A 26,531-nucleotide genomic window follows, 5' to 3' on the forward strand; every position below is an offset into this window, starting at 1 on the left:
ATGGACGCCTTGAACGGCGCGCACATCGCGGCGTGGATCGAGCGCGCGGCCGACGTCATGGAGCGCGAGAAGGCGCTCCTGACCGAGCTCGACGCGGCGATCGGCGACAGCGACCACGGCGTCAACATGGCGCGCGGCTTCACGGCGGTGCGCGCCCGGCTCGGCGGCCTCGATCACGGCGACGTCGGCGCGCTGCTGAAGGGCGTCGGGATGATCTTGCTGTCGACCGTCGGCGGGGCGAGCGGCCCGCTCTACGGCACGCTGTTCCGCGAGGCGGGCCAGCGGGCGGCCGGCGCCGCGGCGCTCGATCTCGCGGCCGTGGCCGGGTGCCTCGAGGCGGGCCTCGACGGCGTGAAGCGGCGAGGCAAGGCGTCGCCCGGCGACAAGACGATGGTCGACGCGCTCTCCCCTGCGGTCGACGCGCTCAAGGCCGCGCTGAGCGCGCCGGCGCCCGCGGGCGAGCCGGCGCGCTCCCCGCTCATGGACGGGCTCGCGCGCGCCGCCGCGGCGGCGCAGGCCGGCGCGCTTGCGACCGTGCCGCTCATCGCTCGCAAGGGCCGGGCGAGCTACCTCGGTGAGCGCAGCGCCGGGCACCAGGACCCCGGCGCCACGTCGTGTTCGCTCTTGCTGCGGAGCCTGGCCGCGACGGCAGGCGTATGAGCAGGGCGGCGGGCCGCGTCGGGCTCGTCCTGGTCTCGCACAGCCGGCAGCTCGCCGAGGCCACCGAGGCGCTGGCCCGCCAGATGACCGGCGAGGCGGTCGCCATCGCGTGCGCGGCGGGCGCGGGCGCCGGCGGCGCGGAGCTCGGCACCGACGCGACCGCGATCGCCGCGGCGATCGAGCGCGTCTGCGGGCGGGCCGGCGCCGTCGTGCTGATGGACATCGGCGGCGCGATCCTGAGCGCCGAGACGGCGCTCGAGCTCATCGATCCGGCCATCGCCGCGCGCACGCGCCTCACCGGCGGGCCGATCGTGGAAGGGGCGGTCGCGGCGGCCGTGCGGGCTGCGGCGGGCGGCACGCTCGATCAGGTCGCCGCGGAGGCGCGGCAGGCGCTCGCTCCCAAGGCCGAGCAGCTCGGCGAGGCGGAGCGCCCCGCGGCGGCGGCGGCGGCCGCGAACGATGCGGCCGCGCCGGCCGCGGCGGTCGAGCTCGCGATCGCCGATCCGGGCGGCCTGCACGCCCGCCCTGCCGCGCGGCTCATCACGCGCGCGGCGGCCTTCGACGCGGCGATCACCCTGGAGAACGTGACGGCCGCGCGCGGTCCGGCGCCGGCCTCGAGCCTGATCGCGCTCGCGTCCCTCGGGGCGCGCCGGGGCGACGTGCTGCGCTTGCGCGCGACCGGGCGGCAGGCGGTCGAGGCGGTCGAGGCGCTCGCCGCGCTTCTGCAGCGCGGCGCGCCGGCGGCCGCCCCTACGGCGCCCCCCGCGTCGTGCCACGCGATCCCCGTCGCGCCCGGCGTCGCGCTCGGCCCCATGGTCCGGCTGGTGCGGTCGATCCCGGAGGTCCCCGAGACCACGGTCGACGATCCTGCAGCCGAGGCCGAGCGGCTGCGGCGGGCGCTCGATCTGGCAGCGCAGGACCTCGGCAGCGCGCTGCGCGGCACCGACATCCTCGACGCCCATCAGGCGCTGCTCTGCGACCCGGCGCTCGTCGACGAGGCGATCTCCCGCATCGAGCGGGAGCGCTGCAACGCGGCCTGGGCCTTCCGCCAGGCGATCGACGCCGCGGCCGCGATCTACCGGCGGCTCGACGACCCGTACCTGCGGGCGCGCGAGGCCGACGTCCACGACGTGGGCGACGCCGTGGTGCGCGCCCTGCTCGGCGGCGCCGCGGCGGTGCTGCCCGACGGGCCGCCGGCCGTCGTCGTGGCCGAGGACCTCACGCCGTCGGAGGCCGCGCGGCTCGATACGAGGCGGGTGCTCGGCGTCATCGACCGGCGCGGCGGTCCCACCTCGCACGCGGCCATCCTGCTGCGGAGCGCCGGCATCCCCGCGGTCGCCGGGGCCGCGGCGCTGGTGGCGGACGCGGGCGGCACGCGCGCCGGCCTCGACGGCGCGACCGGCGAGGTGTGGCTCGATCCGGATCCTGAGACGACGATCGAGCTCCAGCGGCGGCAGGCGGCCCTCCGCGCGTCGCGGCGGCCGCCAGGCGCCCGGGACGGCCGGTTGCGCCTCGCCTGCGGCCGCGAGATCGAGCTCTGGGCGAACGTGGCTGGCCCCTCGGACGCGCGCGCCGCGCGCGAGGCCGGCGCCCTCGGGATCGGGCTCCTGCGCACCGAGATGCTGTTCCTCGATCGCGCGGACGAGCCTGGCGAGGACGAGCAGGCGGAGCTGCTCGCGGAGATCTTCGCGGCGTTCGCCGGCGCTCCGATCGTGGTCCGCACGCTCGACGCCGGCGGGGACAAGGCGCTGCCGTACCTCGAGCTCGACGCCGAGACGAACCCCAGCCTGGGCGTCCGCGGCGTCCGCCTCTCCCTCGCGCGGCCGGCGCTGCTCGAGGCGCAGCTCCGCGCGATCCTGGTCGCGGGGCGCGGCCATGACATCCGGGTGCTGGTCCCGATGGTCTCGACCGCCGCGGAGGTGAGCGCCGTGCGCGCCGCGCTGGAGCGCGCGCACGAGGCGCTCGCGGCGACGGGCGCGGCGCACCGCTGGCCCGTGGCCACGGGCATCATGGTCGAGGTGCCGTCGGCGGCGCTCATGGCGGAGCGCCTCGCGCGCCAGGCCGACTTCTTCAGCATCGGGACCAACGATCTGACGCAGCACACGCTGGCGGCCGAGCGCGGTCACCCGCGGCTGCACGCGCTCGCGGATCCGGCGCACCCGGCCGTGCTGCGGCTCGTGCGCTGGGTGGTGGAGGCGGGGCACGCCGCGAAGCGGCCGGTCTCGGTGTGCGGCGAGGCCGCCGGCGATCCCGGCGTCGCGCCGCTCCTCGTCGGGCTCGGGATCACGCGCCTCAGCATGTGCGCCTCCGCGTTTGACGCGGTGGAGGACGCGCTCGCCGGCGCCTCGTTCGCCGATCTCGCCGCCATCGCCGAGGAGGCGCTCGCGGTCGACGACGCGGCGGCGGCCCGCGCAACCCGCGCGGCGGCGCGGCGTCCGGGCTGACGTCGGTGCGGTGACGGAGCGGGCAGGCGCCTGGCCAGGGGCCGCCAGACGTCTGGCCAGCCCGGCGCCCGACCTCCCGAGCGATCCGGCCCGCGGCCGCCGGTGCGCCGCTCGCTACAGCGCCCCCGCCGGCGCGGCGCCCTCGGCTGCGGAGCGCGCGGTGGCGTCGCCCGGAGGCTGACTTGCCCGCACCGGGTGTCCCAGCAGGCACGCACCGTCGCCGGGCAGCTCCGTCGCCGCGTCACACGCCGCGAGCGCCCAGCCGGTCGCCTGTTCGGCGTCGGTCCCGGTGAGGTCGGCACCTCGGAGGTCGGCAGCGGTCAGATCGGCGGCCCCGAAGGTCGATTCCATCAGCGCGGCGCCCGAGAGATCCGCCCCGGCGAGCCGCGCGTTCCGGAAGCTGCTCTGGCTGAGATCCGCTCGGGAGAGATCGAGCCCCGACAGATCCAGCCCGTCGAAGCTGCGGTGACCGCTCCGCGCGAGGAGGCGTACGGCGGCGGACCGTTGCGCGGCGTCGCCGGAGGCGAGCGTGGCGCGCAGCCGGAAGACCGCGAGGCGCGACGGATCGAGGCCGTAGACGAGCGTCGCGGCGAACGCGGCGAGCACGAGGCGGGCGCCCAGGGAGCGCGGGGCGTTGCGTTCGGTGCCGACAAGAGGCAGCGCGAAGGTCAAGAGCGCCGCGCCCAGCGCGCAGCCGGCGTGCGCTGCCAGGAGGAGGCCGCGCGGAGGGATCTTCGCCAGAGCGACGGCGGCCGCGAGGACGAGGAGCAATGCGCCGCCGGCGAGCGCGACGCGCAGCTCGGCCGACCGCGCGAGCGGGGGCGCGTCCGGCGCCCTCCGAGGGCCACCGGGCACGGCGGCGCGGCGGACCGCCGCAGGCTCGCTCTCACCGGCAGCGCGGCGCGAGGCGCTGGCCGCCATTCCCTGGCGGGGCACGTCGGTCGCGAGGGGCATTCGCTGCGACTCGGGTGGCGCCGAGATCCGTTGCGATGACCACGCCGCCTCCATCCTCCGCGAGTCCGGCGCCACCTCCATCCGCCGCGAGTCCGGCGCCGCCTCCATCCGCCGCGAGTCCGGCGCCGCCTCCATCCGCCGCGAGTCCGGCGCCGCCTCCATCCGCCGAGAGTCCGGCGCCGCCTCCATCCGCCGCGAGTCCGGCGCCGCGGGGCGACGGCTCCGCGCTGCGCTCTCGGGGACCGCGTCGGCGCTCGCGAGGGCGTCGCGCAGCGGCGAAGGGAACGACGCGACGTCGTCGAACGACGCCCCCGCGCTCGCCAGCGCCAGGATGGCCTCCTCGTCGAAGCCGGAGCGCGCGCACGCCGACGGATCGACGCGCGCGCCCACGAGCGACCCCGCCGAGGAGAACGAGCGCGGGAGCCTGGCCCCGCGCAGATCCGCGGCCGCGAGCAGCGCCCCGCCGAGCAGCGCCCCCGAGAGATCGGCCCAGCGCAGGTCGGCCCCGGTGAGGTCGGCGTTGACGAGCGACGCGGCGTCGAGCCGCGCCCCCCCGAGGTTCGCGCCGGTCAGCTTGGCCCCGTCGAGGCGCGCGCCCGCGAGGTTCGCGCCCTGGAGGTCGGCGCAGCGCAGGTGCGCGGCCGCGAGGTCCGCGCCGGGGAGCTCGATGGCGGTGCTCTCGCCGCCGCGGCGCGACGAGAGGGCACCGAAGAGCGTGTGGAGAGCTGCGGTGTCCATGGCGGCGCCGCCTACTCGTCCGGGTCGATGGTGCCGATCGTGCTGGCGAACACCACCTGCCCGTCCTTCATGTAGCCGTCCAGCGCGAACCACGCGTGCGTATTGTCCCCGTCGAGGTCGCCTCGCGCATAGGCGGCCCACCTGCGATCCACCGGCACGTCCTCCGGGAAATGGTTCACGGAGACGGGCATGGGAGAGCCGCCGAGTCGATATCGATACTGGTACGACTGAGGGTGGCTGACCGAGAACGCAAGGCACTTCCAGCCAACGGTCGGACTCCCGGTGTTGTAGTCCACACCCGGGCTGGGATCGGGCTGATATTTCTGCCCCTGGACACGATAGAATGCGTTGGGCACGGTGACCGCATCGCTGCACAGCGGCTGGACCGCCGCGGTGCCCGACATTGCCTGGAGGCGCTCTGCCGAGCCGACGACGGCCCTGGCGATGCCGCCGATCGTCTGCTTGGCCTCGGCCGACTTGGCGAACACGAGGTACTTGGACACCCCCTGGGTCCCCAAGGCGGCCAGGATCGCCACGACCCCGCCCGCGACCATCACCTCGACGAGCGAGAAACCTCGTTGACCTCGCCCTCGAGCCCCCCACTCCACGCCAGGCCGAAAATTTCTTGCCACGATACAACTATATACCGAGGCTGTTCATCGAGAAACAAGCACAACCCAGAGCGCTCTGGCCTTGGAACGCTGTTTGGTCGGGGGTTGTGGGGAGTGTGGTCGTGCGAGCGGCGCGACTCCCACGTAGGCCACGGAAGAAGCGATGTGGCGGCGCGGTGAGCGCGCGTGGTGCATCCTGCGCTCGGCGTCGCGTCAGTCGCGTCAGTCGCGTCAGTCGCGTCAGTTACGTCAGTTACGTCAGTCGCGCCCGTCGCTCCGGCACCGCGGCGAGCGAGGATGGGCGGTGAGCTCAGGCGCGCGGGCCAGCGGTCTTGGGCGGGGGATCCCCCGCGAGGAACGCTTCCAGCGCGTCGGCGATGCGCTCGCCGGTCTTGCCGTCCCATCCCTCGGGCACGGAGCCTCGCTTGGCGCGGCCGTCGAGGATGGCGTCGACCTCGCGCGCGATGAGCGCGGCGTCGAGCCCGACGACGATGTTCGTGCCCTGCGTCACGGTGATGGGCCGCTCGGTGCCCTGACGCATCGTGAGGCACGGGATCCCGAGCGCGGTCGTCTCTTCCTGGATGCCGCCGGAGTCGGTGGCGACGAGCAGCGCATTGCCCATCACGGTCACGAAATCGTCGTATCCGAGCGGCTCCATGATCCGGAGCCCCTTCGTCTCGCGGAGGCGCGCCGACAGCCCGAACGACTCGGCGCGGGCGACGGTGCGCGGGTGGACGGGGAACACGGTCGGCAGGCGCTGCGCGATCGCCTCGAGCGCGTCGAGCGTCTCGGCGAGCCGCTCGGCGCTGTCGACGTTGGCCGGGCGGTGGAGGGTCGCGATCGCGTACTTCTTCGGCTCGAGCCCGAAGCGCGAGAGCGCGTCCGTCTGGCGCTTGAGGGCGTAGTGGACCGAGTCGATCATCACGTTGCCGACGAACCGGATTCGCTCGGGCGCGATGCCCTCCGCGAGCAGGTTGGGGTGGGCGTCGTGAGAGGGGGTGAGCAGGAGATCGGAGAGCTGGTCGGTGAGGACGCGGTTGATCTCCTCGGGCATCGTCCAGTCGCGCGAGCGCAGCCCGGACTCCACGTGGACGACGGGAATTCCGAGCTTGGACGCCGCGAGCGCGCCTGCGAGCGTGCTGGTGACGTCCCCGACGACGACAACCACCTTGGGCCGGTGCTCGATCATGTCGGCCTCGGCGCCGACGAGGACCGCCGCGGTCTGCTGGGCGTGCGAGCCGCCGCCTGCCTTGAGCGTGTGATCCGGCGTCGGCAGGCCGAGATCCCGGAAGAACACATCGCTCATCGTCGTGTCGAAGTGCTGCCCCGTGTGGAGCAGCCGCATCGGTAGACGGCGCGCCCTGAGGGCGCGGCAGATGGGGGCGAGCTTCATGAAGTTCGGGCGCGTCGCGGCGACGAGGTAGATCATCTCGACCGAGGATGATGCCGTGGTACCCGGCGCAGCACCAGCGTTTTGACGGAGCCGCGGGCGCAGCCGGCGCTCGATACCCTCGCTCTCTACGATACCTACGCGCCGCGGTTCGCCATCGCGCTCGCGACGCCGCCCACGTCGGACGCGTCGGACCTGCGCTCGCGCTCCGCCGAGCGCCGCGCCCGGCGTGTGCGCCACCACCGCTCGGCGCTCATCACCGGCAAGATCGACATCGCCACCAGCGTCGACTTCACCCACGCGTCGAGCGACAGCGACGCCGAGCCGAACAGCGTGTGCATGAACGGCGCATAGACGAAGCAGAGCTGCAGCGCGAGCAGCGCGCCGATCCCGACGTAGACCCAGGGATTCGAGAAGAGCCCGATCTTCAGCATCGAATCGCGCAGCGACCGGCAGTTGAGCACGTAGAAGATCTGGAACAGCACGACCGTCGTGACCGCCGCGGTCTGGGCCTCGCGGTAGGCGATCTCCGAGACGACGCCGCCGCGCACCTCGGTGGAGTACTCGTAAAAGAACAGCCCGATCGCCCCGGCCGTCATGAGGACCGCGACGATCGCCGTGCGCACGAGCACGAACCGGCTCAGGATCGGCTCGCCGGGATCCCGGGGCGGGCGGCTCATCACGTCCTTCTCCATCGCCTCGAACGCGAGCGGCAGGGAGAGCGCCACCGTGGCGACCAGGTTGACCCAGAGGATCTGGACGGCCGTGATCGGCATGAGCGGCGCGCCCCCGACGATCGGGAAGCTCATCACCGCCACGAGCAGGATCAGCGCCTCGCCCAGGTTCGTCGGCAGCACGAACGCGAGCGCCTTGACCAGGTTGTCATAGACGCGGCGCCCCTCCTCGACCGCCGCCCGGATGCTCGCGAAGTTGTCGTCCGTCAGCACGACGTCGGCGGACTCCTTCGACACCGCGGTCCCCGTGATCCCCATGGCCACGCCGATGTCCGCCTGCTTGAGCGCCGGCGCGTCGTTCACGCCGTCGCCGGTCATCGCGACGACCCTCCCCTCGGCCTGCAGCGCCTTCACCAGGCGGAGCTTGTGCTCCGGCGCGACGCGCGCGAACACGTGCGTGGACGTCGCCGCCGCGCGCAGCTCGCCCTCCGAGAGCCGCGAGAGCTCCGTGCCGTTCATCGCGCGCGCCCCGTCCGGAACGAGCCCGAGCTGCCCGCCGATCGCCCGCGCGGTCGCCAGGTGGTCGCCCGTGATCATCTTCACGGTGATCCCGGCCGCGTGGCACGCCTTGATCGCGTCGATCGCCTCGGGCCGCGGCGGGTCGATCATCCCCTCCAGGCCGAGGAGCTCGAACCCCTCCGGGAGGTGCTCCTCGTCGAGCGAGGCCACGTCGCGGCCCGCCGGCCGCGAGGCCACGGCGAGCACGCGCATGCCCTGCGCCGCCATCTGCTCGACCTGCGCCATCACCTGGGCCCGCCCCGCCTCGCCGATCGCGGCGCGGCCGAGCACCGCCTCGGGCGCCCCCTTCATGAAGATCACCCGGTCTCCGCCGGGGGCCTCGTGGAGCGTCGCCATGAGCTGCCGCTCCGACGAGAACGGGACGACATCGACGCGGGGGTGCTCCCGCCGCGTCCCCTCGACGTCCACGCCGAGCTTCTGGGCCGCGACGACGAGCGCGCCCTCGGTCGGGTCGCCCTCGATGCCGCGGGCGTCCCCCTCGCGGGTCATGCGGGCGTCGTTGCAGAGCAGCCCCGCGCGGAGCAGCGCGCGCACCGCCTCGGGCACCTCGCCGACCGGCGCGCCGTCGCGGCGGAGCTCGCCATCGGGCGCGTAGCCGACGCCGGTCACCTCGAGCGCGGCGCCGGCCTGCTCGAGCGCCGCCTCCCCTTGCGCGCCGGCGGCGGGCGTCCACAGGGCCCGGACCGTCATCTCGTTCCGCGTCAGCGTCCCGGTCTTGTCCGAGCAGATGACGCCCGTGCTGCCCAGCGTCTCGACCGCGGGCAGCTTCCGGATCACCGCGCGGCGCCGCGCCATCCGCTGCACGCCGATGGCGAGCGAGATGGTGATGATCGCGGGCAGCCCCTCCGGGATCGCGGCGACCGCGAGCGAGATGCCCGCGAGCATCGCGTCGACCGGCGGGTAGCCCCGGAGCAGCGCGACCCCGACGATGAGCAGCGCGACCGCGACGATCGCGATGGTCAGCACGCGGCCGACCTTGGCCATCGAGCGCGTGAGCGGCGTCTCGATCTCGGTCGCCTCGTGGAGCATCGAGGAGATGCGGCCGAGCTCGGTCGCGGCGCCCGTGGCGACGACCACCGCGGTGGCCGTGCCGCTGGTCACGAGCGTCCCGCCGAAGGCGAGGTTCTTGCGGTCGCCGACGCCGGCGTCCTCGGGGACCGCCGCGATGTGTTTGTCCGACGGCACCGACTCCCCGGTGAGCGCCGACTCGTCCACGTGGAGGTTCTTCACCGAGAGCAGCCGGGCGTCGGCGGGGACCTTGTCGCCGGCGTCGAGCACCACCACGTCGCCGGGGACCACGTCGGCGGCGGGGATCACGCTCCGCTGGCCGCCGCGCACGACCGTGGCCGTCTGGGGCACCATGTCGACGAGCGCCTCGATCGCCTTGCCCGCGCGGAGCTCCTGGACGAAGCCGATCGCCGTGTTGAGCACCACGACCGCCAGCACGACCGCGCCGTCGATCACCTCGCCCATGGCCATCGCGAGGGCCGCCGCCGCGAGCAGCACGTAGATGAGCGGATCGTTGATCTGACGGAAGAGCAGCTTGAGCGGGCCGTCACCCTTGGCGCGCTGGATCACGTTGGGCCCGACGTCCCTGAGCCGCCGGGCGGCCTCGTCGGCCGCGAGGCCGGCCCCGGCGCTCTCGATCTTGGAGAGCACATCGGGGGCAGGCAGGCTGTGCCAGGCGATCGCGGCCGACGGGGGGAGGACGCGTTGGGACATAGAGTCATCTCCTGCGGTGGCAGCCGCGCTGTGCGCGCTGAACCGACCGGCTGTGGCTGCTCATCACGTGGTCTTCACGTGGCTGGCGCGTGGTTTCCCCTGTCATTTGGCACGTCTCATGCCAGACCGCGCCGGAGCGGAACCGGGCTGTTCAGGACACGGAGCGGCTCGCGCGGGCAGGCTGCCGGCGGGACCTTTTCACCCCGGCGGGGAGTTTTGCCTCACGACGCTCGCCCCGCGCGTCCGGCGGCGCGCCAGAGGGTGCGGGCTCGCGACGCTTGCGGGTGGCCTAGCCGCGCGCGTAGGCGAAGGTGCCGTCGATGTTGAGCAGCCGCGTCGCCTGGACGAGCTCGGCCACCGTCACGCCGAAGCGCCGCACGAGCCGGTCGGCGACGTCGCGCCGGAGGATGTCCCTGCGAACGATGTGCAGCGTGCGGGGGGCGAAATACCCCTCGAGCTCCGCGAACGTGAGGCGCTGGTAGTCGGCGGTGCCGGGGACGGGCCGCCGCGACACGACGTCGTAAAAGAAGAAGATGCCGCCCGGCCGGAGCAGGCGGAGCGCCTTGTCCATGAGGCCTCGCTTGAGCTCCGCGTTGGTCACCGACGACAGGACCGCGAACATCATCACCACATCGAACGGGCCCCCGACGTCGGCCGTCAGGAAGTCGCCCGCGACGAAGCGGATGCCGGCGAAGCGCGAGCGCGCGAGCTCGGTGCGCTGCGCGACGAGATCGATGCCGGTGAGGCGCGTCGGATCCGCGCCGAGCTCGACCAGCCAGGCCAGGTTGGAGCCCGACCCGCAGCCCACGTCGAGCACCGACATCTCGCGCAGCGCCTCGGGGGTGTGCACGCCGCACGCGACGAGCGCCTCGCGCAGGCGGCGCTGCCGCTGCCGCGCGACGAGGTACGGGTGGGCGTTGAGCAAGCTCGCCCAGGGGTTCCCGGGCAGGAAACGCTCGGTGTAGTGCCGGTTGATCGCCGCGAGATCCTGCTCGAAGCCGCCCTCTTCAGCCATCGGTCCGCCTCCTCCCCCGCGCGCGCCGCCTGCCCGCTCCATCAAGGCTGCCCCACGGCCCACGCCGGCAGGCGCTGGACCCCCCAGCGCACCGCCTTGAGCAGCCCGAGCGCCACCGTTTGCTCCACCGTGAGCCGGCGATGCGGCTTCCGCCGCGCGAGGTACGCGTCGAGGTAGCGCAGGAACTCGGGGTCCGGCTCCATGCCGCCCACCTCGCGCCGGATGCGCCGGTACTTGCGCGTCTTCCAGATGAAGTTCTCCCAGCTGTCGAAGTAGTCGTGCCGCATCAGGAGATCGGGCACGTAGACGACCCGCAGATCGGGGAAGTCCTTCGCGATCCGGTAGACGAGGTAGACCCCCTCGGCGCCGTAGAACTGATCGGGGAAGCCCCCGGTCGAGAGGTAGACGCCGCGCCGGATCGCCATGTGCCCCTCGGTCGCGAGGACGTCGTCGACGACGTCGTCGCCGCGGTCGTAGTGCCCCGCGAGCGTGCAGAAATAGGGGTGCTCCTTGGGGATGATCCGGCCGCGCATCGCCGCGATGCGGGGGTCCTGGAAGACGCGGCAGACGACCTCGACGAACGTCGGCGCGATCAGCCCGTCGTCGTCGATGAAGGCGACGTACTCGCCCCGCGCCCAGGCGATGGCGGCGTTGCGCGCGGCGTTCAGCGGGATGCCGTCGGTGAGGCGCAGCTCGACGTCGACGAGCGGGGCCGAGCGCGGCCGCAGGTGCTCGATGCCGCCGCTGTCCGCGAGCAGGATCTCGAACGGCACGTCGAGCGCGGCCGTCTGGCCGCGCGCGTGCTGGAGGCACTCGATCAGGTAGTCCTTCGCCTTGTAGGAGATGACGATCAGCGTGAGCTTCGGCGACGGGACCTCGCGCCGCACGATGAGCTCCTTCACCTCGGGCGCGTACTTCGCGCGCCACGCCTCCTGAAGGGCGCGCTCGGCCTCGGGGAGCCCCGCTCGATCCTGGAGAAGATGGTCAGGCATCGCGGGCTCGCATGCCACGGGGGCCGTCGCGCAGGCAAGGATGTCGCGCGGGCGCCGCCCGGGGAGCGGCGTCGGCGCGCGCGCCGGGCGCGGCTTCAGGCGCGCGCGCTCAGCGCGGAGAGCGCGGCGTCAGCCCCTGCGGCTCGCCGCGACGCGCTCGAAGAGGCGGGCCAGCACCCCCGCGCTGGCGCGCGCGCTCAGCGCGGAGAGCGCCGCGTGATCGGGCTCGACGAGCGGCCGACCGGCCGCGCGCGCGTCGAGCGCGTCCTCGATGCGGCGCTCGATCGCCGCGGCGTCGCCGGCCGCGTGCGTCCAGCCGAGGCGGGTCGCGTCGAGGATGCGCGCGACCTCGGGGGACGGCGAGACCGCGAGGATGGGCGCGCGCGCGAGGAGGTAGTCGTAGAGCTTGCCTGGCAAGAGGTGGGGCTCGTCGCCGAAGCCGGTGAGCAGCGCCAGGTCGGCGCCCGCGACGAGGCCGAGCCCCTCGGCGTACGGCAGCACCGTGCGGTGCTCGAAGAGCCGCGACACCCCGAGCTCCTCGGCGAGGCGGAGGTCGCTCTTCGCGACGCGCCCCAGGTTGAGCAGCCGGATCGCGCCCGGGCCGAGCGACCTCCGGCGCGCGACGGCCGCGAGCGCCCGGACGAACGGCGCGAGGGTGCGCTCGCTGTAGCAGTTGCCGAAGTGCACGAGCGTCACCACCTCGCCGCGCTGGGGGGCGACCGCCGCGTCCGGATCGAAGCCCGTCCGGATGCACTCGACGCGGCGCGCGATGCCCCGCTCGGCGTAGGCGTCGCGGGTCATCTCGGACGTCACCGTGAAGGCGGCGGCGGCGCCCACCACGGCCCGCTCGACGAGCGCCGCGGCCGCGCGGCTCCACGCGGGCCTCGTCGCCATCACCGGGCCGAACGACCACGGATCGCGGAAGTCGACGACGACGGGCCGGCCGATGGCCCTGCCGGCCAGCACGCCCGCGAGCACGGTCTCCCACGGCGCCCCGCTCGCGAAGATCACCTCGGCGCCGACCTCGCGGGCGAGGCGCGCGACGCGGACCGCCAGGGCCGGGACGCGCCCCGTGTTCGGTCCGATCACCGGGACGTAGCGGACCTCGGCGGCGAGGCGCGCGAGGCCCCTGCGGCGCGCGATCGGCGGCGCGGCCTCGGTCGGCGCCTCGAGGGTGCCATCCGAGCCGAGCGCCCGGCGCGGCATGCGCGCGAGCTCGGCCTCCGAGAGGTAGTCGCGGCGCACGTCGCCCGCGGGAAGCGAGCCCTCCGCGAACGACGGATCCAGCCGCTCCCCTGGAGGCGGCCTCGCGGTGAGCACCGTCGCTGCCCAGCCATGCTCGGGTAGAAATTTCGCGAAGCGGTACGCGCGCTTACCGCCGACGCTGAACCGCGGTGGAAAGTAGTAGCTCACGAGGAGCGCGCGCCTCATCGCCGCGCCTATATCACGGCCGACCCAGGCGCCGCGCGCTCGCCTCGGGAGGCCGCTCCTGCCCGCGCATGTGCTACCGAGCCGCCATGCAGGACGAGCAGCCCGCCCCGGTCGAGCCGAGCGCGCCCTCGCGGGCCCCGGAGGTCGCGCCGGCTGCCAAGGAAGCGCCGCGCCCGGGCGAGGCGCAGGGCACGTCGCTGGCCGACCGGATCGGGATGATCGTCGGCGGGCAGTTCGTCAACACGCTCATCATCCTCGTGCAGGGCGTCGTCGTGGTGCGGCTGCTCGGCAAGGCCGAGTACGGCGTGCTCGCGTTCGCGACGATGCTGTTCATGACGGGGCGCGATCTCGCGCAGCTCTACCTCCCGGAGTCGTTCCTCTATTTCGCGCCCAAGGTGACCCGCGCCGAGCTCCGCGGGCTGGTGCGGCAGAGCATGCTGCTCCTGGTCGGCCTCGGGGCGCTCTCCGCGCTGGCCTTCTCGGTGTTCGCCCTGGTCCCCAGCGTCTTCCTCGACGGCCGCGAGGGCGTCACGCGGCTCCTCCTGCTCATCGGCCTCATGAGCGTGATCGCCTACCCGGCGAGCGTGTTCGGCCCGCTCTTCATCGCGACGAACAACCACCGCAAGTCGGCGGGGGTCGCGCTGATCGTCACGCTCTCGAGCGCCGCGGGCGCGATCGTCCCCGCGGCGCTCGGGTGCTCGATCGCCTGGATCGTGGCCGCCCAGTGCGCGGCGCAGGCCCTCCGGCTCGGGCTCTCGTACCGGCTCTACGCGCGGCTGTTCCAGGACGTCGCCACGGCCCCGTTCCCTGGCGGCGTCAGGGCGCAGCTCGCCTACGCGCTCCCGCTCTCGGTCACGCGCTTCGCCGGCCTCTTCAACCAGAAGCTCGACAAGTTCGTCATCGGCCTCTTCTTCAGCGCGGGCCTCTATGCCGAGTTCTCCGTCGGCTCGCAGGAGCTCCCGCTCGTCGGCGTCCTCGCCTACTCGGTCGCCTCGACGATGCTCCCCGACCTCGTCGCCCGCGTCGAGAACGGGCGGACCCCCGCGGAGGGCGCGCGGGCGGCGATCGACCTGTGGCACTCGGGCATCCGCAAGACGACGCTGATCATGCTCCCGGTCGCGGCGTTCCTCCTCCTCTTCGCCGAGCCGCTCATGCGCACCATCTACGGCGACGCCTACGCCGGCGCCGCCGTGCCGTTCCGCATCTACTCCGCGCTCCTGCCGCTGCGCGTGACGGCGTACGCGATCATGCTGATGGCGTTCGGGAAGACGTCGATGATCCTGCGGATCCAGGTGCTCTCGATGGCGTTCAACGCCGCGGCGAACCTGGTCCTGCTGCCCACGATCGGCATGGTCGGCGCGCCGCTCTCGGCCGTCCTGACCCAGGTGCTCGTGATCGCCTCGACGGTGGCCTGCATCGCGCGCTTCTCCGGCGTCGGCCTCCGCGGCGTCTTCCCGTGGAGCCATTACGGGCGCGTCGCGGCCACCGCGATCGTGGCCGCGGCGCCGCTCGCCGCGTTCCTGCTCACGGGCGCGACCGACAGGCGCCCCGCGCTCTGCCTCACGCTCTGCGCCCCGCTGTACGCAGGCCTCTACCTCGTGGCCGCGCGGGTCACCGGCGCGCTCGCTCCCGAGGACCGGGCGTTCGTGGCGCGCTGGCTGCGCCTCGAACCGCTGCGGAGCCGCCACGGCTGACGCATCCGCGCGCGTCGCACCCTCGCTGTCTCGGGCGGCAAACGAGGGCTGCCGGCGCAAAATCCGCGCGGGCTGCTTCAAAGCGCCCTCGCCTGGAAGGCGGAAAAGATTGACAGTCGCCCGGTCGTCTCCCGCGTCGCGCCCGCCTTCGGGTGGATTTCCCGCCGATCGGTGTTCTAGGCTTACTTGCTTGCCGGCCTCATCGGCGCCTTGTGCGATGGAGACGACCATGAGCGAAGACCAGGAAGCAGGGCTCGTCCTCCGGGTCATCTCGGGCCCCCTGGCCGGGCAGACGGCGCGTATCCCTGGCGACCGTCCGCTGCTCGTCGGCCGCGCGCCCGAGTCGGATCTCTCGATCACGAGCGACGGTGAGCTCTCTGCCCTGCATTTCTCGGTGGAGCAGATCGACGGCAGCTATCTCCTCCGCGACCTGGGGAGCCGCAACGGGACGCAGGTCAACCGGGAGCGGGCGCGCGAGGTGTCGCTCCGGGACGGCGACGAGATCCGCGCGGGGGGGACCCTCTTCGCGGTGGTGCGCCGCGAGGTGAACCGCCGCTACGCGCCGACCGAGCCCGCGCCGCCGTCGCGCCGCGCGCGCAAGAGGGCCGCGGTGCTCGCGACCGGAGCGCCGTTCGCCGCGTCGGCGCGGGCGCGGCTCCGGCAGGAGCGCTCGCCCCTCTTCGCGGTGGTCGACGCCGCCCGCGACCCGCGCATCCGGCTGCTGCTCGGCGAGGCGGGCGAGCAGACCGCCTCGCTCTACGCCGGCTTCCAGGGCGAGATCCTCGCGGACGTCGGCCCCACGCTCGTGCACCTCCCGCACGGGTCCAGGCTGCTCGACGCGCTGGTCGACGGAGGCTGGGGCGACTGCTGGGGCGTCTTCCTGACGAGCGACCGCCCGTTCGGCGACGTGCGGAAGCACCTGCGCCGGTTTCTCCTTGTCGAGAACGGGACAGGCAAGCAGCAGTATTTCCGGTTCTACGACCCGCGCGTGCTCCGCGGCTTCCTGCCCACGTGCGGTCCTCGAAAGCTCGAGGCGCTGTTCGAGGAGGTCGAGGCCTTCGCCATGGAGGCCGAGGATCCGGGGAGGCTGCTCCGCTTCACCGCCCGGGGCGGCAAGGCGCTGCGCGAGGAGTCGGCGCTGGAACGCGAAGGCTGAAGGCGCGCGCCGGCCCCACGGGCCGGCGTGGATCAGCGCGGCGGCGCGCCCGCGGCGCTGCCTGGGTCCTGGGCGGGCAGGTCCCAGGCGATGAGGCGCAGGAGCTCTGCCACGCTGAAGGCCTGCGCGAAGCTGCCACCGGGGTGGTGCGGCGGCTCGCCGGAGGCGACCTCGGGCACCTGGCCGAGCGCGATCTCGTTCGCGGCCGCGGAGGCCGCGAGCCGGTGCAGCAGCGGGATCACGTGCTCGCCGAGCATGGAGAAGCGCCGGAGGGCGCGCGCGTAGAACCCGAGCAGGAACGGCCAGGCCGTGCCCTGGTGGTAGGCGCTGTCGCGCGCCTCGGGGCCTCCCTGGTACCGGGGCGCGTAGGCCGGATCGGCCGGCGAGAGCGTGCGCACGCCGACGGGGGTCACGAGCTCCAGGCGGACCCGCTCGAGCAACGACGCGGCCCGCTCCGGCGTGAAGCAGGCGGGATCCACGGCGACGGCGATCAGCGCGTTGGGGCGGATCGACGCGTCGCGGAACGCGCCCTCGCCCTCCGCCTGCTCCGAGATGACGTCGTACGGGTAACCGGTCTCCTCGCACCAGAAGCGGGCGGCGAAGCCCCGGCGCGCCGCGCGAGCGGCCGCCTCCGCCCGCCCCGCGAGGCGGGCGTCGCCGGCGGCCCGCGCGAGGCGCGCGAGCGTCTCCGACCCCTTCGCCCACAGCGCCGTGAGCTCGACCGGGCAACCGGCGCGCGGGGTCACCGCGCGGCCCGCGACGCGCGCGTCCATCCACGTGAGCCCGTCGACGGCGCCCTCGCCCAGGCGCCCGGCCGCGAAGAGGCCGCCGGCCGTGACGTGGATCCCGTTCCGGGTCCCGCGCACGGCGGCCTCGAAGGCGTCGCGGAGCGCGCCGAGCAGCTCGCCCGCCACGAACGGGTGCGTGTCGCCGAGCACGTCCGCGAGCAGGCGAGCCGCCTCGAACAGCCAGAGGGTCGCGTCGGCCGCGTGGAAGTCCGGCGGCTCGCCCGCGTCGGGGAGCCGGTTCGGCACGAGGCCGTCCTGCATCGCGTCGATCATCGCGCGGAGGACGCGGATCGCCGCCTCGGTCTTGCGCGGCACGAGGTAGAGGCCGGGCAGGGAGATGAGCGCGTCGCGGCCCCACACCTCGAACCAGGGGTAGCCCGCGATGACGCTGGGCCGCGCGGCCGCGTCGGCGCGGAACGCCTCGGCCGCGATGGAGAGCTTCCGCTCCAGGAGCGGGCGCCGGGGCCCCGGGTCCTCGGCGCGGATCGCCGCGCTCGCCGCCGCGAGGAGGTTCTCCGGCTCGTCGTCGGGCAGCGCGCCCACCGCCACGAGCAGGTGAACGGGCTCGGGGCCGATCACCGTCTCGAAATGGCCCGGCGTCCAGAGATCCTCGAGGAAGTCGAGGCCCCGATCCTGTTCGCCGAGGTACTCGAAGCGTCGCCACCAGTCCTGCGAGCCGACGAACGTGCCCTGGTAGCGGAAGCAGATCCTCGGCAGCGCGCGGTTCGGCTGCACCCGGACCTCGCCCATCACGGGGCGGTCCCGCCCCGAGCCGGGCTCGCCGCGCGCCGCCCCTGCGCGCAGCTCGACCTTCTGGGAGATCCCGCCGTTCTCGCGGAGCAGCTGGTGAATGTGGCGGGCGGCGAGGAGCGGGCGCAGCGTCAACATCACCGGATCCGCCCCGCTCCAGGCATAACGGAGGACGGCGGCGTTCTCGCCGCGCACGAGGCCGAGCGTCACCTCGAGCTCGCCGCCCGGGACGGCGTACGCCCAGCGCGGGAGCGGATCCTGATCGAAGCGCTCGAGGTAGAACGAGCTGCCCTCCGGATCGATGCCCGGGAACTGGTGCTTGGCGAGGTCCCACCGCGGCCACGAGGCGCGGCGCTCGGACGGCGCGCCCTGCTGCCGGACGGGGCGGACGCAGACGTCGACGTGCGAGAGCATGACGTGCCGGCGCCGCGGAGGGTCGAGGGCCGCGACGAGCAGGCCGTGGTAACGGCGGGTGTGCATGCCGGCGATCGTCGAGCTCGCGTAGGCCCCCGCGCCGTTCGTGTGCAGCCACTCCTTGCGCGCGATCGAGAGCTGGCCCCGCACCTCGACGTGCGGCCACGGCGAGGCGTGCTCGAGCGCGGCGCCCTGGCCGCGGTGCGCCGCGGGCGTGGGCGACAGCGCCTCGTGGGTCGGAAAATTCCGCCGGGATCCGTCCGAGCTCATCGACCGCCGGTTGCCTTCCTGAGCGAATCCTCGGCTGCCGCGCGCATCTCCTCGACCGGCGCCGGGAGGCCGGTCCAGAGCGTGAAGGACTGCGCCGCCTGGCCGACCAGCATCCCGAGCCCGCCTTCGGCGCGGAGCCCTCTCTCGCGCGCCGTCCGGAGGAAGGGCGTCACCGGGGGGTTATAGACGAGGTCGTAGAGGCACACGCTCGGCGAGAGCGCGTCCCACGGGATGATGCCCGTGACCTCCTCCCCGGGCGGCCCCCCGAGCATGCCGGCGCTCGTGGCCTGGATGATCAGGTCGGCGGCGACGGTGAACTCGCTCCAGTTGAGCCGCAGCGCCACGGAGGACTTGCTGCTGATCGACCTGTCGGTCGGGATCGGCCAGGGCGCGGTGAGCGCGCCGAGCTCGGACGCGCGCTGCCCGGCGGGCGACTCGAGCATCGCCTCGGTGCTGGTCCACGAGCGGGTGGTCACGCTGATGAGGTGATAGCCGAGCATCTTGCACGCGGCGATCGCCGCGAACGCCGCGCCGCCCGCGCCGATGATCACCGCGCGCTGGCGCGGGCTCGAGCGCGCGCCGTACGGCCCCTCTGGATCGTCACCGCGGGGCGGGGCGGATCCCAGGAGCAGCGCGAGCTCGTCGCGGAGCGCGACCACGTCGGTGTTGTACGCCGTCACGCGCCGCGACTCGGTCGCGCAGAGGACGTTCGCGGCGCCGACCTCGGCCGCGCTCGCGTCCACGTCGTCGACCATCGACATGATCGCGCGCTTGTGCGGGATCGTGACGTTCGCGCCGGCGATGAGGCCGCTCCGGATGTCGCTGACGAAGCGCGCGAGCTCCGCGCCGGTGGGCACGTCGAAGGCGCTGTAGATGTGCGGCAGGTGGTGCGCCCGAAACGCGGCCGAGTGCATCGCCGGCGAGACCGAGTGGCCCACCGGGTGCCCCACGAGACCGAACATTCGCCGCTCAGCGTTCGACATGGTGCCTCTCCTCAGGGCCGGCCTCCGCGCCGCCCTGCCCCACCGAGACCTGGCCGACTGCGCCCGCGCGACCGAGGGTCGGGGCGTGCTCCTCGGCCGCGAAGCCGAGCCCGAGCTGCTCGCACGGGGGCGCGCCGGGCTGCGTCCTCTTGCGCCTCGGCGCGCGGCCGGACGCGGCGCGCGGGCCGCCGCCCTGGCGCGCAGGCGGGGCCGACGCCGCCGCTGCGGCCGCTGCTGCCGTCGCTGCCGGCGCGTGCGCGTGGCCCTCGACGAGCGGCTCGTCCGGACCTGCGGTGACGACGACCCGCGCGAGGAGCGCGCCGTGGTGCACCCGCACCGCGATCGGATCGCCCGGCGCGACCTCGCGGTGATCGCGGACCGCGCGCCCCGACGCGTCCGTCGCGATGGCGTAACCGCGCGCGAGCACGCGGAGCGGCGACATCGCCTCGAGCCGGGCCACGTCGCCCGCGAAGCCCTCCCGCAGGAGGGCGACGTGGCGGTTCGCGGCCGCGGCGAGGCGCACCGACAGCGGCCTGAGCGCCCCGCGGGCGCCCGCGAGCACCGCGCGCGGGTGGCGCGCGGCGAGCCTCCGATCGAGGCGCTGGAGCGCGGCGCCGTCCTCGACGAGGATGCGCTCCATGCGGCGCCGGAGCCTCGCCATGGCGTCGTCGATGCGCTGCTGGGGCTCCGCCACGATCTGCGCGGGCGAGCCGAGGCGGGCGCGCTGCCGGTCGAGATCGGCCCGAGCGCCCCGGATCCGGTGGGCGATCGCGCGGCGCATGCGGGCCTCGAGGTGCTCCAGCGCCGCGCGCCGCGCGGCCGCGTCCGCGACGAGCATCTCTGCTGCCTGCGAGGGCGTGGCGGCGCGCGCGTCGGCGGCGAGGTCGGTCAGCGCGACGTCGATCTCGTGCCCGACGGCGCTCACGATCGGCACGCGCGCGGCCGCGACCTTCCGGACGACGATCTCCTCGTTGAACGCGCTGAGGTCGTCGGCCGAGCCGCCCCCGCGCCCCACGATGATCACCTCGATGCCCGGGAACTCCTCGAGCAGCGCGATCGCGCGCACGATCCGCTGCCCTGCGCCGGCGCCCTGCACCGGCGTGCGCGCCAGGATCAGCCGCGCGCCGCCGCGGCGGAACGCGACGGTCACGATGTCGTGGATCGCCGCGCCGTCGCCGCTCGTGACGACGCCGATGATCTGCGGATCGACGGGCAGCTTGCGCTTGCGCTCCGGCGCGAAGAGCCCTTCGGCGGCGAGCTTCTCCTTGAGGCGGGCGAGCGCCTCGAGGAGCGCGCCGCGGCCGGCGAGGCGCGCGTCGTCCGCGGAGAACTGGAGCCGGCCCCGAGGCACGTAGACGGTGGCGCGGCCCGTGAGCACGACGCGCGCGCCGTCGGCGAGCAGCTTCCGCGCGCGCGGCGCCGCGGTCCTGTACATCACGCAGTCGATGGCCGCCTCTTCGCTCTCGTCCTTGAGCGTGAAGTAGGCGTGGCCGCTGCCCACGACGCGCAGGCCCGAGATCTCGCCCTCGACGCGTACGTCTGCGGTCGACCCCTCGAGGATCCGCTTCAGCCGGCGATCCAGCTCCGCGACCGAGACCACCTCCGGCTCGGCGCCCCGCTGGCGGCGCGAGGGCGGCGGGCCCGTGAGCTCGCGAGGCTCGGCGACGGGAAGGGCCGCGAACGAGAGCTCGGGCGGGACATCGCGGCGCTGCACAGGGCAGACGTACCCTTTTGCTCGGCCTGTGGAAAGACTCTCGCGGGCCTGATCCCGCGTCAGGCGAGCCCGCCGTCGGTCGCGTCGCGAGGCTCGGCGCGGAGCGGCGGAGCGACGGGCCGCTCGCGGAGGCGATTTCGTGTGAGAGGGCCAGCGCGTGATCCGCAAGGTCCTCTTCCCCAACCGCTGTGAGATCGCCGTGCGAGTCCTCCGATCGCTGCATGAGGCTGGCCTCCAGGGCGTCGCCGTCTGCAGCGTCGCAGGCGGCGACGACCTCCATGTCCGCCTCGTGAGCGCGTCGTACGCCATCGGCCCCGCGCCTGCGGCCGAGAGCTACCTCCGCTTCGACCGGATCCGCCGCATCACCAGGCGTTCCGGGGCAGGCGTTATCCATCTCGGGTACGGAAAACCGCGAGTTCGAGGAAGCATGCGAGCGGACGTCGTCAGGTTCCTCGTCGCGGAGGACGGTCGCAACGCGGCGTGACACGTCGCAGCGCGCGCCATCCGCGACCCGCCGGGGACGTCCTCGGCTGGTCGTAACCAGTCGTAACCGGTCGTAACCAGTCGTAACCAGTCGTAACCAATCGTGACAGAGCGGGTCATCGACAACGCGCAGCCCCCTACGCAGCGCGTTGTCCCAAAGTCCCCTCGCTCCGGCCTCGGTCAATGCTATTCTACCGCCAACTTTCGGCCGGGGTGGAGGTGCGATGGGACGCGAGGCGAAGGGCCAGAAGGACCCGCTTGGGTCCGTCGCGATGCTCCCGTCGATCGAGGTCCGAGCCCACGAGCCTCCCTCTGCGACAGGCAGGCCGGCGACGCAGCGCGCGGGCGAGCCGGCGAGCGACGCCGCCGTGACGCCTTTCCCACGGGCCCGGTGGTTCGACGCGACCGCTCCCGAGGTGACGCCGGCGGGGGGCAGGGACACTCGGCGGCGCTGGGCGATCCCGCTCTTCCTGGCCGCGCTCGTGCTGGTCGTGACCGCGCGCGGCCTGATATTCCGTGCGCTGTTGCCGGTCGCCCTCGTGACGGCGGCGGTCGCGCTGCTCGCGCGGGGACGGCGGCAGCTCGTGCCCCCTCCGCAGGTGAGCCGGCGCGGGCTGAGCCTCGAGGGCGATCAGCTGCTCCTTCGAGGCCAGAGCAGCGCTGCGCAGCACGTGCTGCTCACCACCCGCGAGCGGTTCGGCGTCACGCTCCTCGCGACGCCGCGCCGGGATCGTATCGTCGCCCTGCTCAGCTCCAGCGCCGGCATGTCCTCCATCGGGGCCGGCTTCGACGGCCCCTCGCGGCGCACCTTCGCCGCGCTGCTCGACCACGCGTCCGTCGTCGGCTCCGACGAGGTCGGGCTCGAGGCGATCGGCCCGGACGGCGAGCCGATCTCGCTCAGCCCCGCGGCGCTCGCCGCGCTCCTCGAGGAGCTCACGCTGCGCTCTCCTGGGTGCCTCGATCGCTTCCTCCTGACCGACGCGCGCGGCGCCGCCCTCGGCCTCGACAGCCGGGAGCTCCGCGCCGGCGGCCGCGTCTTCGATCTGGCGGCGCCGCTCGAGTGGCGCGCGTTCGTGTTCCAGGAGGCGCTCGGGCAGGCGATCGCGGTGTACCAGGGAACGTGGGTACGCCAGGGTACCAACGAGATCTCCCTCGTCTGCCTGCTCCCCGCGATGACGCCGCCGCTCGACGGGCTGGGGGCATCGCTCGGCCCGCTCGATCGCGGCGCGCTCCGCGACCTCCGGCTGATGCAGGGCATACCGGAGAGCCCGCCGCCCGCCGATCAGCGCGTCGCCATCGATCGCCTGCTGATGGTCCCGATCCGATCCGCGCTGGACAAGGCGCCCCGACCTGCCGCGCAGGCGCCGCGCGCGCGCGCATGATGCAGCCGCGGTGAACCCAGCGCCAGGGTTGTCCTGATGGGTCGACGAGACGGCGCGCCAGGGCTGCCCTGACGGAGCGAGGAGACAGCGCGTGGGCGTCGTGCTTCGCTTGACTCCCGCGCGCGGGCACGGGTAAACCGCGCTCGGTATCCAGGCGATCTCGAGTCACCACGTCCCACACGACATCCGGAGGCGATCCATGGCCGTCGATATCCAGAAACTGTTCAACGAGGAGCTGCCCGCTGCGCTGGCGAAGCATACCGACGCGGCCAAGCAGATCGGCGGGAAGTACCAGATCAACGTGACGGGCGAGGGCGGCGGCGAGTGGCTGATCGACCTGTCCGACAGCGGGCCCAAGCTCTCCTCGGGCAACCCTGGCAACGCGGATGTCACGATCTCGCTCAGCAGCGAGGATTTCCAGAAGCTGCACGAGAACCCGCAGGCCAACTCGATGCAGCTCTTCTTCGCGGGCAAGCTGAAGGTCACGGGCAACCAGATGCTCGCGATGAAGCTCCCGAAGCTGTTCCAGCTCAACGCGGGCTGATCCGGGCGCCGGCGGAGCTCCGGCGAGCCCGCCTGCGCGGCCGCGCGCGCCGCGCGGGCGAACGGTTCGCTGGTGGAGCGCGGCCCGCGCGCCCGCCCCCGCCAACCTCGGTGGCTCCTGCGCGCGGCGCGCCCTTCGCCCATCATTCCTCGATCGCTCGATTTCTCGACGGATCTCGCGCAACGACAGCAAAGCCGCCGTGCGCCCGCTCACCGACACGCGTGTCCTCGATCTTTCGAGGCTCTTGCCAGGCCCCTTCGCGACCCTCGTGCTCGCGGATCTCGGCGCGACGGTGGACAAGATCGAGGACGTCGCCGGCGGGGACTTCCTGCGCCAGCTCCCCCCGCAGATCGCCGGCGAATCCGCGGCGTTCCAGCTCTTGAACCGCGGCAAGCGCAGCGCCCTGCTCGACCTGAAGACGCCTGAGGGTCGCGACGCCTTCCGCCGGCTCGTCGCCGGCTACGACGTGCTCTTCGACCAGTTCCGCCCAGGGGTGCTCGATCGGCTCGGGCTCGGTCACGCGGCGCTGCGCGCGGACAACCCGCGGCTCATCGTCTGCGCGCTGACCGGCTACGGTCAGACGGGCACCCTGGCGGCGCGCGCGGGGCACGATCTGAACTACATCGCGCGCGCGGGGGTCCTCGGCGCGCAGGGGCCCGCCGAGGGGCCGCCGCAGGTACCGGGCTTCCAGGTCGCCGACATGAGCGGCGGGATGTGGTGCGCGATCGCCATCCTCGCCGCGTTGCGCGAGCGGGAGCGGACCGGGCAGGGCGCGGTGCTCGACATCGCCATGACCGACGGCGTGCTCGGCTTCGCCCTTCCCACGCTCGCCGCCGCGCTCGCGAGCGGCGGAGAAGCGGCCAGGGAAGCGGCGCGCGCGGCGGGCGGCGCGCCGCTCACCGGCGGGCTCGCGCCGTACAACACCTACCTCTCGAAGGACGGGCACGCGATGGCCCTCGCCGCGCTGGAGCCGAAGTTCTGGGCCTCGTTCTGCGAGGGCGCCGGGCTCGATCCCGACCCGAGCGCGCTCGTCCCCGGGCCGCACCAGGCCGAGCTCAAGCGCAAGCTGGCCGCCGTCGTCCGGGAGAGGACGCGCGCGGAGTGGGAGACCTTCGCCGCCGAGCGCGACTGCTGCCTCGAGCCGGTCCTCGATCCGCGGAGCGCCGCGGCGGATCCCCACCTCGCCTCGCGCGATCTCCTGTTCGAGATCGCCTCGCCGCGCGGCCGGATCCCCCAGCTGAGGACGCCGGTCACGCCGGCGGGCGTCGCGTTCGCACCGGCGCCTCGCGCCGGCGAGCACACGCGCGCCGTGCTCCGCGACGCGGGCTTCTCGGAAGGGGACATCGACGCGCTGATCCGCGCTGGCGCGGCGCGGGAGGCGCGCTGACGGCCGCCGTTCGCGAGCGCGCCACGCGCCACGCTGAAGATGCGCGCGGCGCGCCGGCAGCGGCGACCGAGCTCCTGCTTCGCGTCAGATCTTCTTCAGCTCGTCGACGAACTCCCAGTCGGCGATGAGGTGCTTCTTGAGCATCAGCGACAGGAGCGCGGCGAACATCGCCTCCCAGCGCACGTTGTTGCCGAGGATCTCGCTCGCGTCGGCGCCGTGGGACACCGCGCGCAGCGCGGAGACCAGATCGCGCGCGGTGAGGCCCGAGTCGTCCGCCGTGGGAGGAGGCGGCGGTTCGGACTGCGCGGCGGCGCGGGGGGACGGGGCTTCTTTTCGCTGCTGCTGCGGCTGCTGCTGGGATTTGGACCCGCGCGCGGGGAGCGTGATCGTCGTCCCGTCGAGCAGGGTGAGCGAGACCATCCGCCGACGGCCGCGGCCTTGCGGCGCGGGGATGTTGCGCACCTCGCGCTCGCTGGGGGGCTCATCGCCGTAGTCGGGCACGCTCTCCGGGACGGTGCGCGCCGCAGCGCTGGCGCGTCCGAGCACCGCGCCGAGGAGGGCCGCGGCTGGCGTGCTCGACGCTGGCGCCCCGTCCGTGCTCGGCGCCCCGTCGCCGGCGGACGCCGCGACGGGCCCCGGCGCGGAGCTCGGGCGCATCGTCTTCCGGCGCTCCGGCTGCGCTGCCTGCGCCTGCGCCGCCTGCGTCGACTGCGCCTGCGCTGGCTGCGCAGGTTGCGCGGGCTGCGCGGCTCGTGCTGCCTGCGCCGCCGCGAGCAGCTCGGGCGTCGGCGCGACCTTCAACGTCGGCCGCGAGCGCTCGTCCGGGCGGCCGCGGATCTGCCGCTCCTCCGGGGAGCTGCGGACTTCCTTGGCCGCGGCGCGAGGCGACTCCCACGCCAGCTCGTCATCCATGACGCCCACGTCGGAGGGGTCGACATCGGAGGTCTCGATCGCCGGCCCCGCGTCCTCGACCAGCCGCGCCCCGGATCGCATGGCGGGCCTGGTGAGCAGCAAGGGCTCCGGCGTCGATGGCGTCAGCGGCGTGTCCTCCGCGTGGCGCGCGGTCTCGGGCGCTCCGGAGAGCTCGGACGAAGGCGGCGGGTCGGCGGGGCGCGCCCGCGACTGCGGCTCGCTCACCTGGGCCTGCTTCGCGGGCGCGGGCGGCGGCGCCGAGCGGGCGCGCGCCCCGTAATAGACCCGGATCGCGTTCCGGATATCGCTCGGCGGAGCGATCATCGCGCGCACGGGCAAGCCGGAGAACGCCATGCACTCCTTCATGCCGTCCTCGTTCGTCGGATCGTCCATCGCGACGTACAGCGTCTCGCCCTGGTTGCGGACGTGGCGAACGTAGATCGGGACGAGGCAGTAGCGCTCGGCCACGTCGTGCGGGACGAGGTTGAGCAGCTGCCGCGAGAACTCGATGTGCAGGAGCGACACCCAGGGGACGGCGAGCTGGTGCGACAGGATCTGCGTCAGCTGGGTTTCGTTGATGAGCCCTTGCTCGACAAGGAGCGTCCCCAGCCGCCGGCCATCCGTTCGCTGCTGCTCCAGGGTCTTCTCGAGGGCGTCCTGGGTGATCATCCGCGCGTCGACCAGGAGCTGACCGAGACGTAGGCGAGGCGTAACCATCGCGCCCGAGGTTACCCCAAGAAGGATCCAGGACCTAACAGACGGCTGGACGAGCCCCCCCGCCCCCTCCAGACGGCGCCCCCTCGGGCCGAGGGAGACCTCGACTCCAATCGCTATCCTGAACGTG

19 protein-coding genes are annotated in these 26,531 nt (G+C 74.1%); 8 read left to right on the forward strand and 11 right to left on the reverse strand.

Annotation, left to right across the window (positions count from 1 at the left end; all coding sequences use genetic code 11):
* Positions 1–660 carry a dihydroxyacetone kinase subunit DhaL gene (gene dhaL / locus ACSRUE_RS35705; RefSeq protein ID WP_437768664.1) on the forward strand — a complete coding sequence of 220 codons (660 nt, stop codon included), beginning with the start codon at positions 1–3 and terminating at the stop codon, positions 658–660.
* Positions 657–3,104 (forward strand): phosphoenolpyruvate--protein phosphotransferase, encoded by a 2,448-nt coding sequence (gene ptsP / locus ACSRUE_RS35710; protein WP_441287485.1) that lies wholly within the window; start codon positions 657–659, stop codon positions 3,102–3,104. The genes dhaL and ptsP overlap by 4 nt, the downstream gene beginning before the upstream one ends.
* 114 nt (positions 3,105–3,218) lie before the next feature.
* Here the strand turns inward: ptsP and ACSRUE_RS35715 are convergent, their stop codons facing one another.
* The 7 genes from ACSRUE_RS35715 to ACSRUE_RS35745 form a co-directional block, all read right to left on the reverse strand.
* On the reverse strand, positions 3,219–4,796 hold the full coding sequence (locus tag ACSRUE_RS35715) for a pentapeptide repeat-containing protein (RefSeq protein WP_441287486.1): 1,578 nt from the start codon (positions 4,794–4,796) through the stop codon (positions 3,219–3,221).
* An 11-nt stretch (positions 4,797–4,807) separates the two neighbouring features.
* Positions 4,808–5,428: a pilin gene (locus tag ACSRUE_RS35720; protein WP_441287487.1), complete on the reverse strand. Its 621-nt coding sequence runs from the start codon at positions 5,426–5,428 to the stop codon at positions 4,808–4,810.
* 289 nt (positions 5,429–5,717) lie between these two features.
* On the reverse strand, positions 5,718–6,836 hold the full coding sequence (gene wecB / locus ACSRUE_RS35725) for a non-hydrolyzing UDP-N-acetylglucosamine 2-epimerase (protein WP_441287488.1): 1,119 nt from the start codon (positions 6,834–6,836) through the stop codon (positions 5,718–5,720).
* Between the two features lie 98 nt (positions 6,837–6,934).
* Complete coding sequence (locus tag ACSRUE_RS35730; protein ID WP_441287489.1) at positions 6,935–9,772, reverse strand: cation-translocating P-type ATPase; 2,838 nt, start codon at positions 9,770–9,772, stop codon at positions 6,935–6,937.
* Positions 9,773–10,061: 289 nt separating this feature from the next.
* On the reverse strand, positions 10,062–10,787 hold the full coding sequence (locus ACSRUE_RS35735) for a class I SAM-dependent methyltransferase (RefSeq protein ID WP_441287490.1): 726 nt from the start codon (positions 10,785–10,787) through the stop codon (positions 10,062–10,064).
* A gap of 41 nt (positions 10,788–10,828) precedes the next feature.
* On the reverse strand, positions 10,829–11,779 hold the full coding sequence (locus ACSRUE_RS35740) for a glycosyltransferase family 2 protein (RefSeq protein WP_437329193.1): 951 nt from the start codon (positions 11,777–11,779) through the stop codon (positions 10,829–10,831).
* A 129-nt stretch (positions 11,780–11,908) separates the two neighbouring features.
* Positions 11,909–13,210, reverse strand: coding sequence for a glycosyltransferase (locus ACSRUE_RS35745; RefSeq protein ID WP_441287491.1), 1,302 nt, complete (start codon positions 13,208–13,210; stop codon positions 11,909–11,911).
* Between the two features lie 86 nt (positions 13,211–13,296).
* Here ACSRUE_RS35745 and ACSRUE_RS35750 point away from each other — a divergent pair, with 86 nt between their 5' ends.
* Positions 13,297–14,904 (forward strand): oligosaccharide flippase family protein, encoded by a 1,608-nt coding sequence (locus tag ACSRUE_RS35750; protein WP_437768672.1) that lies wholly within the window; start codon positions 13,297–13,299, stop codon positions 14,902–14,904.
* A 229-nt stretch (positions 14,905–15,133) separates the two neighbouring features.
* Positions 15,134–16,060: a DUF4123 domain-containing protein gene (locus ACSRUE_RS35755; protein ID WP_441287492.1), complete on the forward strand. Its 927-nt coding sequence runs from the start codon at positions 15,134–15,136 to the stop codon at positions 16,058–16,060.
* Between the two features lie 32 nt (positions 16,061–16,092).
* Here the strand turns inward: ACSRUE_RS35755 and ACSRUE_RS35760 are convergent, their stop codons facing one another.
* The 3 genes from ACSRUE_RS35760 to xseA are packed head-to-tail and all read right to left on the reverse strand — an operon-like array spanning position 16,093 to position 20,979.
* On the reverse strand, positions 16,093–18,282 hold the full coding sequence (locus ACSRUE_RS35760; RefSeq protein ID WP_441287493.1) for an amylo-alpha-1,6-glucosidase: 2,190 nt from the start codon (positions 18,280–18,282) through the stop codon (positions 16,093–16,095).
* Positions 18,279–19,265, reverse strand: coding sequence for a shikimate dehydrogenase family protein (locus ACSRUE_RS35765; RefSeq protein WP_441287494.1), 987 nt, complete (start codon positions 19,263–19,265; stop codon positions 18,279–18,281). Before ACSRUE_RS35765 ends, ACSRUE_RS35760 begins: the two co-directional genes overlap by 4 nt.
* Entirely contained in the window at positions 19,252–20,979 is a 1,728-nt protein-coding gene (gene xseA, locus ACSRUE_RS35770) for an exodeoxyribonuclease VII large subunit (RefSeq protein ID WP_441287495.1), read from the reverse strand. The genes ACSRUE_RS35765 and xseA overlap by 14 nt, the downstream gene beginning before the upstream one ends.
* 199 nt (positions 20,980–21,178) lie before the next feature.
* On the opposite strand from xseA, the gene ACSRUE_RS35775 reads away from it, so the two are divergent.
* From ACSRUE_RS35775 to ACSRUE_RS35790, 4 genes are all read left to right on the forward strand, one after another.
* Positions 21,179–21,463: a biotin carboxylase N-terminal domain-containing protein gene (locus tag ACSRUE_RS35775; RefSeq protein WP_441287496.1), complete on the forward strand. Its 285-nt coding sequence runs from the start codon at positions 21,179–21,181 to the stop codon at positions 21,461–21,463.
* A gap of 223 nt (positions 21,464–21,686) precedes the next feature.
* Positions 21,687–22,844: an IMP dehydrogenase gene (locus tag ACSRUE_RS35780; RefSeq protein WP_441287497.1), complete on the forward strand. Its 1,158-nt coding sequence runs from the start codon at positions 21,687–21,689 to the stop codon at positions 22,842–22,844.
* A gap of 199 nt (positions 22,845–23,043) precedes the next feature.
* Positions 23,044–23,388 carry an SCP2 sterol-binding domain-containing protein gene (locus ACSRUE_RS35785; protein ID WP_437768679.1) on the forward strand — a complete coding sequence of 115 codons (345 nt, stop codon included), beginning with the start codon at positions 23,044–23,046 and terminating at the stop codon, positions 23,386–23,388.
* 199 nt (positions 23,389–23,587) lie between these two features.
* Positions 23,588–24,775, forward strand: coding sequence for a CaiB/BaiF CoA transferase family protein (locus tag ACSRUE_RS35790; RefSeq protein ID WP_441287498.1), 1,188 nt, complete (start codon positions 23,588–23,590; stop codon positions 24,773–24,775).
* An 84-nt stretch (positions 24,776–24,859) separates the two neighbouring features.
* Here ACSRUE_RS35790 and ACSRUE_RS35795 read toward each other — a convergent pair whose 3' ends face one another.
* The gene (locus ACSRUE_RS35795) at positions 24,860–26,404 is read right to left on the reverse strand and encodes a hypothetical protein (protein WP_441287499.1); all 1,545 of its coding nucleotides are present in this window, start codon (positions 26,402–26,404) and stop codon (positions 24,860–24,862) included.
* Positions 26,405–26,531: the final 127 nt, after the last annotated feature.

It is taken from the genome of Sorangium sp. KYC3313 (assembly GCF_052075895.1).
GTDB lineage: Bacteria > Myxococcota_A > Polyangia > Polyangiales > Polyangiaceae > Sorangium > Sorangium cellulosum_B.